General features: G+C 45.6%; 9 protein-coding genes and 1 pseudogene. 6 read left to right on the plus strand and 4 right to left on the minus strand.

What is annotated here, in order from left to right:
* Positions 1-50 precede the first annotated feature (50 nt).
* The gene (locus QUB39_RS17715) at positions 51-3,071 is read left to right on the plus strand and encodes a UPF0182 family protein (protein ID WP_333263082.1); all 3,021 of its coding nucleotides are present in this window, start codon (positions 51-53) and stop codon (positions 3,069-3,071) included.
* Positions 3,072-3,286: 215 nt separating this feature from the next.
* Here QUB39_RS17715 and QUB39_RS17720 read toward each other — a convergent pair whose 3' ends face one another.
* The 3 genes from QUB39_RS17720 to QUB39_RS17730 form a co-directional block, all read right to left on the minus strand.
* On the minus strand, positions 3,287-3,943 hold the full coding sequence (locus QUB39_RS17720; protein WP_333055835.1) for a hypothetical protein: 657 nt from the start codon (positions 3,941-3,943) through the stop codon (positions 3,287-3,289).
* 228 nt (positions 3,944-4,171) lie between these two features.
* On the minus strand, positions 4,172-5,122 hold the full coding sequence (locus QUB39_RS17725) for a PIN domain-containing protein (RefSeq protein WP_333263077.1): 951 nt from the start codon (positions 5,120-5,122) through the stop codon (positions 4,172-4,174).
* Positions 5,123-5,362: 240 nt separating this feature from the next.
* Positions 5,363-6,991, minus strand: a complete 1,629-nt coding sequence (locus QUB39_RS17730; protein ID WP_333055838.1) for a site-2 protease family protein — start codon at positions 6,989-6,991, stop codon at positions 5,363-5,365.
* 239 nt (positions 6,992-7,230) lie between these two features.
* Here QUB39_RS17730 and QUB39_RS17735 point away from each other — a divergent pair, with 239 nt between their 5' ends.
* The 4 genes from QUB39_RS17735 to QUB39_RS17750 all read left to right on the plus strand — a co-directional run bounded on the left by QUB39_RS17735 (position 7,231) and on the right by QUB39_RS17750 (position 10,310).
* Positions 7,231-7,386, plus strand: coding sequence for a hypothetical protein (locus tag QUB39_RS17735; protein ID WP_333263071.1), 156 nt, complete (start codon positions 7,231-7,233; stop codon positions 7,384-7,386).
* A 348-nt stretch (positions 7,387-7,734) separates the two neighbouring features.
* Positions 7,735-9,168 (plus strand): hypothetical protein, encoded by a 1,434-nt coding sequence (locus tag QUB39_RS17740; protein WP_333339578.1) that lies wholly within the window; start codon positions 7,735-7,737, stop codon positions 9,166-9,168.
* Positions 9,169-9,328: 160 nt separating this feature from the next.
* On the plus strand, positions 9,329-9,703 hold the full coding sequence (locus QUB39_RS17745) for a hypothetical protein (RefSeq protein ID WP_333055843.1): 375 nt from the start codon (positions 9,329-9,331) through the stop codon (positions 9,701-9,703).
* Positions 9,696-10,310, plus strand: coding sequence for a hypothetical protein (locus QUB39_RS17750; RefSeq protein WP_333055845.1), 615 nt, complete (start codon positions 9,696-9,698; stop codon positions 10,308-10,310). The genes QUB39_RS17745 and QUB39_RS17750 overlap by 8 nt, the downstream gene beginning before the upstream one ends.
* Before the next feature lie 362 nt (positions 10,311-10,672).
* Here the strand turns inward: QUB39_RS17750 and QUB39_RS17755 are convergent.
* Positions 10,673-11,891: pseudogene (locus QUB39_RS17755) on the minus strand (ISAs1 family transposase).
* 281 nt (positions 11,892-12,172) lie between these two features.
* Between QUB39_RS17755 and QUB39_RS17760 the strand changes: the two are divergent.
* Entirely contained in the window at positions 12,173-12,343 is a 171-nt protein-coding gene (locus tag QUB39_RS17760; RefSeq protein ID WP_333210810.1) for a hypothetical protein, read from the plus strand.
* Positions 12,344-12,478 lie beyond the last annotated feature (135 nt).

The raw sequence follows: 12,478 nt of genomic DNA on the forward strand, positions 1-12,478 counted from the left end.
AACCTGGAATATGCTGTATCATTCAACCAATAACTAATGACTAATAAGTAATGACTAATAGGCGAATTTATCAATTAATTTTAGGGATTGTAGGGCTGTGGCTGGTTCTTGAATTTGCCTCCCGCATGGCTGCAGAAATTCTCTGGTTTCAGGAAGTTGGATATCTTCAGGTTTTTCTGTTAAAGCTGAAAACTCAAGGGTTGCTGGGGACGATCGCAATTGCTGTTTCTTCTGTCTTTTTGCTGGGAAATTTGGCTTTAGCCCGCCGCCTGCAACATCCCGCAGAGGAAATGAAATCGCCGGTTGTGGGGGAGCTATTCGCTTCACTGAGGGCGAACAACGCGGGGAAGAATACCGAGAAGAATTACGAATTACCTGTTGCTAAATCCCAAATAACCTTTTCCTGGCTGCTGTTGGCGGTATTCGGATTGAGTTCGATCGCAACTTTTATAGTAATTCACTGCGGGCTGTTGGCTGCAAACAGCCTCACCTATTTGGGTATAGCTGGCAATTTACCTGCACCGCCGGTGCAGTTAGGAATTGAGTCCATCCAGCAAATAGCCGTGCAGTTATTTTCTCGCTGGTGGCAGTTGGGCTTGCTGCTGGGGACAATGTTAGCTGTGGTAATTAAGCCTGATTTTTGGCTGCGGGCGATCGCCCTTTTTCTCAGTTTGGCGATCGGGCTGATTGTCGCCAGTCGCTGGACAAATGTTTTGCAATATTTTCACCCTATTAATTTTAACACGACCGACCCTCTTTTTCATCAAAATATTAGCTTTTATGTATTTATTTTGCCAATCTTAGATTTGCTAGGATTCGGGCTGACAGTTGTATTTTTGTACAGTTTAGTATCTAGTGCTTTAACATATTTGCTGTCGGGAAATAGCCTGAGTCAAGGGATATTTTTGGGGTTTTCTCGATCCCAGCAGCGGCACTTGTACGGGTTGGGTGCAGCTTCCATGCTAGCCGTTGCATTCCGCTACTGGTTGGGGCGCTACTCATTGCTGTATTCGCGGGGAGACGTTACTTACGGCGCAAATTATGCTGACGTGACAGTGCGACTGCCCTTCTATGGATTTTTGAGTATTGTGGCCACGACGATCGCACTTTTGATGCTGTGGCAGGTTTACCAATTCAAAATTAAAAATGAAGTCCTAAAAAAAATTATTTTAGCCTGGGTAACTTTAACTTTTGTGGGAGGTTGGCTGCTGCCACAAATTGTGCAGAAACTCATAGTTCAACCCAACGAACTAGCACGAGAACAGCCGTACATTGAGCGCAGTATTGCCTTTACTAAAGAAGCCTTTGATCTCAACAATATCGAAATAAAAACATTCGATCCCGCCGGAAAACTTACTTATGCCGACTTAGAAAAAAATCAACTTACTATTAGCAACATCCGCCTGTGGGACAAGCGACCGCTGCTGCAAACGACCCGACAGTTACAGCAAATTAGACCATATTATACATTTCCTGATGCGGATATCGATCGCTACACAATCAAAAAGGAAAAAGCACAAAAAGGAGATTCGGAAAGTCAACAAGTGTTTCTGGCAGCGCGGGAATTAGATTACACAGCAGTTGCCCCAGATGCTCAAACTTGGGTGAACGAACACCTAGTTTACACTCACGGTTACGGCTTTACTCTTTCTCCCGTAAACAGAGTCGGTGTCGGCGGTTTACCGGATTATTTTGTCAAAGATATTGGAGTGGCAGCCCAGAAAGGAGAGACTGCTTTGGAAGTCACTAGCGATCGAATTCGGGCCAGTATTCCGATCGGCTACCCGCGAATTTACTACGGCGAAATCACCGATACAGACGTGATGACGCCCACAAAAGTCAAAGAATTCGACTATCCCAGCGGCGAAGAAAATGTTTACAATACTTACAGCGGTAGGGGCGGAATTGCGATCGGTTCTATATGGAGGCGCTGGCTGTTTGCTAATTATCTCAAAAATTGGCAAATGGCGCTTACCCGCAATTTTACCCCAGAAACTAAATTGCTGTACCGCCGAAATATTAACAAAAGAGTCCGGGCGATCGCTCCTTTTTTGCGCTACGATTCTGACCCGTATTTAGTAGTAGCCAACGCCAATCTTAGCAATGATGATATAGAAAAAGCCAGGGAGGACAATGGCAACAAAATTAAACCTGCACCCGCCGCTAATGATAAATCTCCCAACTATCTTTACTGGATTATCGATGCCTATACAGCAAGTCCTCGCTATCCGTATTCCGATCCGGGAAATCATGAGTTTAACTACATACGTAACTCTGTAAAAGTAGTAATTGATGCCTACAACGGATCTGTTGACTTCTATGTTGCCTATCCCTCCGATCCGATTATTAACAGTTGGATGGCTATCTTTCCCGGACTCTTCAAACCCCTTGACAAAATGCCTCCGGCTCTCCGCAAACATATCAGATATCCAGTAGATTTGCTGAGCATTCAATCAGAACGCTTGCTAACTTATCATATGGAAGACCCGCAAGTATTTTACAATCGGGAGGATTTGTGGCGAGTTCCCAATGAAATTTATGGCAGCGAACAGCAGCCCGTAGCACCGTATTATTTGATTACGAAACTGCCAACGGAAACAACAGAAGAATTTATTTTGCTGCTGCCATTTACACCAGTAAGCCGCAACAATTTAATTGCTTGGATTGCAGGGCGATCGGATGGTGGCAATTACGGAAAATTGCTGTTGTATCTGTTTCCCAAACAGCGATTAGTTTATGGCCCGGAACAAATAGAAGCTTTAATTAACCAAGATCCTGTTATTTCCGAACAAATATCTCTCTGGAATCGCCAGGGTTCAAAAGCAATTCAAGGAAACTTATTAGTAATTCCTATTGAACAATCTTTACTGTATGTGGAACCTCTTTACTTAGAAGCAGAGCGTAATAGTTTGCCAACTTTAGTCAGAGTTATTGCTGTTTACGAAAACCGCATCGTCATGGCAGAAAATCTTGAATTGGCACTCAAGGCACTTTTTCAGCAACAATCTACCAATAAACCGGCCATTATTCGACCTTTAGAAGGAACAGCGCCAGCTTTAAACAATGAATGATATCAATTTCCGTTGAACTCGTCATGATTGTTGACTGTTGACTGTTGACTGTTGACTAGGGGTCTGAAAACTGAATGGTTGAGTGTTAAGTGTTGACTCTATTTTATTATTCCGAGGCCAGCGAAAACGATATAAATTAGTGCGACTTCTGTTCGCTAGGATCGCGAATTAAATAACTTACAATTTTAATTGTTATTGTGGAAGTTATTTAATTCTCATTCCCTAGCAGCCTTGATATCCTGCCACCAAACATTGACATAGGGCCACATCAATCTCTCGTCTCCTCCAGAATCTAGTTTCACTGTCACCTCATAACGGTCAATATGCGTGAGTTCGCCAGTTTTACCATTCAAATAAAATTGTTTGGGATTGTCGGTGATAATTTCTACCCTTTGATTCAACAGCGGCAGCATCTGGGTAGAAGAACCCTGAAACGGATTTTTGCCTTTGATCGCATAGCCACCAATCAAAGATAAGTACATTAAAGCTAGGAAAAATACCGTCAATAAGCCCACAATTACCAGTGTTTTTTGTTGTGAAAAACTGGTATAAACGCTCCCATATCCTACGATCATAGTTCCCAAAAACAACAAATTTGGCAGGTACAGCCCATCTTCCAAAAACACGCTACCAAAAAACATCAGGACTACCTGAAAACCAAATAATGCCGCCACCCAACTCCAGCCAGTTAGCAACGATGCAGATAGTAGCCAATTCATTGCTAGAGTAAGGGCGATCGCCATTGCTATTGCCCCAAGTGGTGCTGCATAATCGTATTGTCTGAAGGGAAGAAGAACAAAAAATACTAAAGCATACGCAAAACCCGCAAAAGCCAGTGCTAATCCACTAATTATTTGGTTCCCGTTCAGCATGGCGAGGAATTTTTAGAACACTAAAGTGGAGCGTTCATCTTGTGTTGTGATAGTAGCCGTTGAAAATTCCCAGCGGACTAAGGCCAGAAATTCTAACCGTAGGGTGCGCCACGAGCAGCTTACCGCTATATTTAGGGGAGAGAACCGATTTGTTAACCAAGCGTGCTATCCCAGTTTCCCAAGGTGCAAATCAGCCACATCAGAAGGTAGAATTTTCAGCAAACTAGATTATTTAGGGTCGATCGACTTAACAAATTGTTGCACAGGCTGCGGTAGAGCCGGCACAAAAGTCTTTCTAAAACCCCTAACATCGAACACTCGCCACAAAATACCCACCGCTACCGTCAAGAAAAATAAGGCTCCCAAAAAATTGAACACACTAGACAGAAAACCGCTGTCCCTTTTTTTCGGAGGTGTAATATGTTTCATGCGATATACAGCCGGCTCGTAATCTATCGACTCCTCGCGATTGCGCCGTGGCGTTTTGGGCCGGGAACTCGCACTGCGCTTCTCAGTCAAACCCGTTTTATTAGTTTTAGTAAAACTGGTAGACGACTTCAATTCAGAAGCGCCGCGCGTCCCCGTTAACTTGCTAGCAGAAGCCCCCGTTTGGCCCACAGCAGCATCCTGAATTCTGTTGTTAGGGCGCTGAGTCGATTTGCGTTCGGCGAGGGTACGCATCAAACTTTGCAATTGCTGAGTCGCCGCCGGCGGGCGTTCCCCTTTCCTCGCCCAATTTAACAGCATCGCCCCGGTAATCCCGCAGAGATTCGTAGCGCCTACAGAAGCCAGCCGCTTCAGCAGAGGCTGGCTGTTGGACACAAAAATCACCAATGCGTCCGGGTGTTCTTGAGCCAAACCGTAAACGCACTGAGCCGTCGCCACCACCAGCATTGCTGGCTTGCTTTGATTTTTGATCGAAGGTTCGAGAGCGCGGTGTGTTTCCTGAGCGTCAGTTGCAATCCAACCGCTGTCGGCAAAAAAGCGCATAAACTCTCTAGCTACTTGCTCTTGAGCTTTTTCCACCGCTTGCCCTGTCAGACGATCTATTTCGTCGTACACTACTTCTGGGATATAGCAAGTTCCCACCTTCGCATATTCTTGCCAAACTTGGGTTCGGCCAGTCATTAAAACATCTGCATCAAAAGTTACCAATACAGGAGGAAGTTGATTAGCCATGACTTTATCCTATAGGCTCAGATAAGTTATTTAAACTTAATCGATCAAGTTTAAACAAATTTTGGGTTATAAAAAAATCAACTTTTGGTAGTAGATAAATTGCCCTGGGCGCGGGTATTAATGGGAAATTAGTAGTTAGGAACCCGATCGCCCTTCAGTTCCCAGTTCGATCGCTCAATTCCTATATTCCACTAATTTACCGCAACCCAAGAGCCTATTACCAAAGATGCCCGACTACTGCTAGTTGCCAATTCCCAGACGGCCAGCCAAAGCCGGAGTCAACGGCAACAGCGCAGCAATCATCAAGAACAAAGCTAGCAAACCCAAAGCCGCGCGAGCGTCGTCAGGCTCAGTCAGCTCGTTGAGGCTCGGTCGCTCCAGATTCCGCTGTAAAATCAGAATCACGATCGCCCAATACAGAGCCAAAGGATTAACTAAAGAAACGATAGCCAGCACCACAAAAGTCGCCAAAGTAGTGCGACTGGCTATTTTCCGACCGTAGATGGCTTGCACGATTCTACCCCCGTCCAACTGTCCCGCCGGCATCAAATTAATCGCCGTTATTACCAAGCCCAACCAACCGATAACTACCAGCGGGTGAACGTCAACAATCTGCTGCTGCAACGCCGAACCCAAAACCACTTTTGCCAAAGTTCCCACCAAAACCGAGCCCTTGAAAAATTCTGCGGGAATTTGAAACAAACTGCCGGGGTGAGACAGCAGCAAACCCGTTACCAGCATTAGCACAGAAACTATTCCCCCAGCCGCTGACCCGGCAAAAGCGATGTCAAACAAAACTTTACGGTTGGGCAGCAGCGACTCAAAACGGTCGATCGCTCCAAAACAACCTATCTGCAAAGTTGGTATAAAAAACGGCCAACTCAAGCCAACCTTGTACCGATTTGCCAGCACTCTGCGAGCAATTTCCCCAGAGCCTAAAACCGCCCAAATTCCGGCTGCAATTGGCAAAACTTCTAGATATCTAGCCGGCGAGTTAAAGAAATCGAAACCTAGCAGCAAACCGCCTGTCTCTAAGCTAGTAGCAATTGTTGCCAGCAGCAGCACGACTGCTAGGATTTTTTGAGACACGGTTGTTGGCTGCGGGTCGTTGGTGCTGGGCAAGATAATAACTACGGGCTTGTCGTCCTGATTTTCTACTAAAAATAGGCGGTAGCGATCGTTTAATCTTTCTTCCAAACTTGCCGTCAAACGTGAGTGTACTTGTTCTGGGTCTCCTCGGAGATTGCCTTTGAGAATTACCCCATCTTGATAGGGAATCGTTTCTGTGGCAAAGAAAGTATCAATTCCAAAGATACCTTTAATTGCCTTGAGGTCTTCCACCGGAACGGGAATTATTTCTGATTCATTATTCGCAGGCGACGAGGTGACGATCTTAATCGTTTCTGGGCCTGGTGGTCGCTGCGACTCAGGGGCTGAGAAAGCATCGCTTTGGGACTTTACCTCAGCAGCATCCGGCCGCGGCAGCACTGTATCAGATGCAGCCTTACGCAATTGCCGGCCCAGATAAATGTACAATCCCGTGGATGCCACTAGCAGCAACAATACCGCAACTAGATTGAGGTAAATTCCGGCGGCGAACAAACCAAAGAACAGCAGCCAGGGACTCATCAGCGCAACAGACTGCAACCAAGCCAAAATTCCCAGTTTGCCAAAAGGTCTGGCGCGATAAAATCCCCAACCCAGAATTCCCATAGCAACCAATACGAGCGCAATTGTTGCCGTATTTTCCGATGCAACTATAGGCATTCCGGTTGCTTGCGCCAATAGGGGCTTTAATCGGTCGATCGCGCTGCGGTCGAGTAATAGCATTAAATTTTGGGGAACATGAAATAGAGTTGTTGGGAACATATCCAAACCTGTCGGAAACTAGCCTGATTACTAAGGATAACCTCTGAGGGCTACTCGGCCCACAACCTGCTGTTGCTGTTTGAACATCGCAGGAGCTAGGCTATTGACACAATAGACTTTTTATGATATCACATCGGCTATAGCAAACCTATACCCAGAAGGGTAGCAGTGTCGATCGGTCAGAAGCATGAAGATTCGCCCAGTGTGGCAGGTGGGGCTTTTTTAAGGATTTGTTTCGGATGCCAGACGCCGAAAATAAAAACTCAGCTCCGACCGTCGCAGAATTCCCAGAGCCGACTGACTTGCTCAACCAATTGAAAGCGCGGCGTAAAAAATCCAGAGCGGACTTGGCAGACGTGGAGACGTTCTTGGAAATATTGGGCCCGGAGAGTTGACCCGTGTCTGCTGAAAGGATGCCGGGATACCACCTGACCCAGATAGGCAGTGTTTCGCATTTGTTGTGCGAAACAAAATGCGAAAAAAATGCGAAACAAATAAGGTTTGAGCCGCTCTCTCCTTTTCGGGAAAGAACGGCTCAAAGCATTGATGCTATTAGGTTTTATGTAACGGGTACGGCAGGACTTGAATCAAAGCCTCGCTCTTGAATTACGAATTTCCGTCGTTCTAGCCATTTTTTGCACCCACTCTGAAAGTCCTGTTTTTGATTTGAGCGAACACTGAGCGACTTGCTGTAGGCTGAGTACATCAGTCGAACTCAGCACTATCAGAGTAGGGAGCGAGAGATGAGCGAAAAATCTAATCCTGTCACTGCAAGTACCACCGCAGACTACCTTATTGGCTACGAGCGGATTCTAGACTACTTCCAACAAGCACAGAAAGAATGCCCCAAGGGCGTAGGGCTAAAAAGAGACAGGAAAGCGAGTGGTGGTTACATAACGTTGCAATTCAAGTTAGGTGACAAGCGGGTCAACAAGACTTGTGGGTGCTACTTGACCATGCAAGGTATCACTGATGCTCTGAGGAAAGCTCATCTAGTTGCTAGCGGTTTACAGTCCTTCTCTAGCGAGAGTCGCTTTTTAGCCTGGTATGATGATGTTATTTTGGATAAAAACGTCATCAAAAATGATTTGATAACGTTTGGTCAGGCGATAACAAAAGTAGAGAAAGAATACTGGGATGGACGCACTAAACGCCGTCAACAACGTGACAGGAGTAGTATTAGTCAGCAACGTACTTGGAGTGCCGTTTACGGTGACTACTATAAGCTGTTGCCACAAGATAGGGTCGTAAACCTAACAGATATTCTGTCCGCAGTTAACGGTAAAAAACAAGGAACCAAGTGCTTTAAAAATTGCTTGTGCGCCATGAAAAAGCTTGCTGAGACTATTGACAGTGCCGACTTATTGGGCAGGCTCAAAGAGATTGACGGTAGACAAACAGAATTTCGTGAAGACCTTCAAACTTTATCGGTTGATGAGTTTTTAAAACTTCGCGAAGTGGTTTTAGATGTTCCCAACAACAAACGATACCATTTGGAATCACGTAGGCGGTGGATGTGGGTATTCTCAATGCAGTTGGTGTATGGCTTTCGAGTTCATGAAGTTTTTGCGATTCAGAATATTGACAAGCCATTTAAGACGAAAGATGGTGTTATTATTCCTGCCTTGAATGAACCGATAAACAAACAAATGATTGCCGTAGTAGGCGATAAGACGTTACTAGATACTACAACTAAGACGGGCTACAGGTTGTGTATACCCATGCTCCCTCCTACTCATCCTGACTTGATGGAATGTTTAGAAATCAAATCAGGCAACTTGCCTGATGTTAGAACATCGTCAAACAATCCAAAGACGATTAGTGGGCTATACAGTGACCGCGCACAAACTATCTTAAGAAGATGGGACAAAGGCTTTACCCAAACCCACGCTTTACGTCACTTAGCGAATCTCAACGGTCAAATGGCGGGGATGTCTCAGGAGACAAGAGCTAAGAGTTTGGGGCATTCAACACAGATGAATGAAGGTACTTATAAAAAACGAGCCAATACTCAGACAACGATTGATTTACTAACTCAGTCCACAACAGAAGCTATTCCATTGGGTAGTGCAATTGGAGTGCTTAAACAGTTAGGAAGTGATGTGAAAAATGTCAAACTGCTAGCCGCTATTTACGGCATTACGCCCCACGAAGTGATGGAGTTGCTTGCCGAATAACTTGAAACAAAACTTTACAGTCCCTGTGTTGACAAGGAAGTGGAAGTCTGCAATCGTGAGTAACTAAGGAAGATTGATGCGCGGTTGACGAGCACTTGCAATGCTAGCCAAACCACGACTTCCCCAAACGTTCAGGTACAACGGTTGGAGCCGATAAATTATGACATTTTTAGACGGTTGTCTTTGCGGACGATCGCAACTCTTAATGATTCCCCGTCGCGAGTTGTTGCAGAAAATCGCATCGGCCGCTTTGCTGTTTTTTGTGCCGCGTTCTCAACCAGTCAATCTAACCCCTGAGAAATATCCCAAGTCCCAGTTTTGTATTGGTGACAAAGTAGCCGACTACTGGACTAATGAATTCGACAAGGAGTGTGTCGAATACGGCGAGGTGCTTGGTTTTTGCTGGCATCCTTATGAACAAACTTGGGCTTATCTAGTTAATTGGACAGGTGGACAAGGGCCAGACTCTACGTACCCCTGTTTTGACGAGCGATTAGTTGTTGGTGGTGACTTGAGGCTTGTCAGCCATGACTAAACCAATTGTCAGCTACCGTCGCATTGACCAATTAAAGGCGATCGCCTATGACCGTGGCTTCACCAATGAGGATGCCAAGCAGTTCGGGAAGCTTAGCAAAACTGCTACATGGGAAGCGCTGCTAGAACTGTACCTCGTTGACGGTGAACTGCTTGACACAGTGAATGTAGACAGTGTAGACGCATTGCTAGATATACCACTAGACACAGTTATAGGAAGTGTAGACGCAGTGTCTGAACTGCTTGACACAGCGATTGTAGACAGTGTAGACACAGTGCTAGACACACCACTAGACACAAGTGAAACAGTCGCAAGTAGTCGCAAGCAGTTCGACTGCTTGTATACCTTGACTGCACCACTAGACACAGTTCTAGAAAGTGTAGACACCCTAGATTGGACTAACGACGGTTCGTTCCCTGTGTGCGGTTTCACCCGCCAGACTTCCACCAGCTTTTTAGACTGGGTTGACCTTGGGCAACTCATCGCACTCGCACTCGCATCGGCGGGACTGCTTGTGCTGGCTATGTCTATGTGGCGACAAATCAATCCCCTGAATTTATTTCCCTCTCCTGTTCGCATCAACATTCAAATTGGGACAAAATTATGAGCTTACAACTGCGACTGTTTGGTGGTAATTCTGATGCTGGAAAACTCACTGCCAGCAACGACGGCGGACACGCAATCGACAAATCAAAAGTTCTGGCAAGCACCGACGCAAGCGTTATCACACCGCTAAATCCTGGCAACTTTTCCAGCATCCGCAGTGTTCCAGTTGTGCCAGCACCGCGCTATTTCACGAAGGAAGAAGCGGACGCTATGAAGGATTTAGCTAAGGAGAAAACAGACGGGGCAAAACAATCTAAGCGCGCCTATGAAGCACTGGCAAAAGTTGAAGAAGCCGATGCTAAAGTTCACCGCCATCACCGCAAATATGAGGGTGCTGTGGCCGACAGGGTAAGAGCATCTCAATCATGCTTGACAAAAGCACTTGAGAATTTGCATCATATAGTCATTGTTCATCGCAGCCCGTTTGATTTTTTGTCGCAGGCTACGCTGGAGAGTTGTTTCTTGGTTGACCGCATTAAGGGCAATCCGTCTTACCAGAGCGAAGTTCTGAGGACTATTTAACGAGCGAATCCGGGATTTATCTTCATTAAAAGTCACATCTAAACTCCAATGCACTTGGTTTTCAATGCCCCAGTGTTGGCGAATAGCACGACCATTGAGCTGGGCATCTACTGGCAAAGAACTTAGGTAAAACTGCACCTCACGAGTGGTTTTGTTCCAAAGATGACGGACTCTTTCAACAATAACAATAGTGCGTAATCCAGCCCATTGTTCTTGCTTGTAAAGTCCTCCTAATTGGGCAACTGATACCGCCCAGACTTTTCGAGTTTCGACGCGATGATGACCCTTTTCGGTTCGGGAATCATAACTCATTTCACTTTCCCTGAATTCCTGACTTTTTGCAGTCTCAAACCAGTCTTTCACGCTTATTGTAAAGAGTGGGATGATTGCTTTTTAGTGCCACGACATAATCGGCTTTTTTCTGACGAATCAGTCGGACTATTTCTGTTTGAGTCCCCATCGCATCAATGGTGATAATCGCCCCGGCAATGTCGAGTAGTTCTAGTAGGGCTGGAATTGCTGTGATTTCATTGGAATGGTCTTCTACTTTGACTTGCCCGAGTACCAAACGTTGTTGGCTCGCCCAAGCTGTCACTAAATGTAAGTTTTTTAAACCTTTCTCTCTATCGTAAGAACCCCGCAAACTTTTGCCATCTATGGGAATAATTTCTTGCAAGACTGAACCCATAATTTGTTGCAACCATTGCGATAACTTCTGCTCTAAAACTTTCGGATCTAGTTTTTCAAAGACCCGACGAAATGTATCATCGCTGGGGATGCCATTTGGTAACTCTAAAAATTCTTTTAACCATTGCTGCTTGCTGAGTCCATAATTTTCGATGTCTTCCCATCCCTGGGCTCCTGCGATCACAGCTAATATGGTAATGACCAGAATGTCTTTAAGTAAATGTTGTTTTGTTCGGTCTACTCTTGGATCTGGGATGTCATCAAAATAAGTTGATAAGCAAGCTTGTAAGTGTTGCATTGAGAGCGGTTGAGACCTGTCGGGTTTCGGTGATGATTTTGCCTCATTCACAACACGCTCGAATCCTTTCTCCATGGATTTTTCCTCACCATTCGTGACACCGATGAAGCACTATTATAGAACCCATTTGACATCTTTGAGGCTGCGAGTTGATCGCCCGTTATCTCTCGCTGGCCCGTTATCTCTCCCTCGCCCCTTATCTCTCCCTCGCCCCTTATCTCTCGATCGTTCCTTATCTGTCGATCGTCAAAATATCTCAAATGGGTTCAAAGAACCGCTCTTGACAGGATGCTCTTTTATATCTTGCCCTTTTTGTCAAGTACAATTTATACCAAATTAGATGAGCTTACCCTGCTGTGGCCGATAATGAATTGGGGAAAAAACGCTCAGACACTCGACTAGCTAAGCACTTGCACAGCTTGCGTCCCGGTTATGCCCGACTGGGTTTAGGGATTGATAAGGCTGACAGCGATGCTCGGACTCGCATTGATGAAATTAAAGCCAAACTCACAGGAGGGACTAACTAAATGAAAGCGATGTATCTGGCAAATTACTTTGTTGCCGGATGCGTCGCTTTCTCCCTTTTGGGGTGGATAGCGAGTCTGCATCCGATGGCAATGAAAGCAGTCCTATTCTTGTTAGCAGCGATGGCAATTGCGTGG

The sequence above is a fragment of the Microcoleus sp. AT8-B5 genome, from assembly GCF_036705565.1.
Taxonomy (GTDB): Bacteria; Cyanobacteriota; Cyanobacteriia; order Cyanobacteriales; family Microcoleaceae; genus Microcoleus.

Excerpts from the sequence above, each read along its gene's own strand:
- QUB39_RS17715 (WP_333263082.1), top strand. The coding sequence starts at position 51 with ATGACTAATAGGCGAATTTATCAATTAATTTTAGGGATTGTAGGGCTG.
- QUB39_RS17720 (WP_333055835.1), bottom strand. The coding sequence starts at position 3,943 with ATGCTGAACGGGAACCAAATAATTAGTGGATTAGCACTGGCTTTTGCG.
- QUB39_RS17725 (WP_333263077.1), bottom strand. The coding sequence starts at position 5,122 with ATGGCTAATCAACTTCCTCCTGTATTGGTAACTTTTGATGCAGATGTT.
- QUB39_RS17730 (WP_333055838.1), bottom strand. The coding sequence starts at position 6,991 with ATGTTCCCAACAACTCTATTTCATGTTCCCCAAAATTTAATGCTATTA.
- QUB39_RS17735 (WP_333263071.1), top strand. The coding sequence starts at position 7,231 with ATGCCAGACGCCGAAAATAAAAACTCAGCTCCGACCGTCGCAGAATTC.
- QUB39_RS17740 (WP_333339578.1), top strand. The coding sequence starts at position 7,735 with ATGAGCGAAAAATCTAATCCTGTCACTGCAAGTACCACCGCAGACTAC.
- QUB39_RS17745 (WP_333055843.1), top strand. The coding sequence starts at position 9,329 with ATGACATTTTTAGACGGTTGTCTTTGCGGACGATCGCAACTCTTAATG.
- QUB39_RS17750 (WP_333055845.1), top strand. The coding sequence starts at position 9,696 with ATGACTAAACCAATTGTCAGCTACCGTCGCATTGACCAATTAAAGGCG.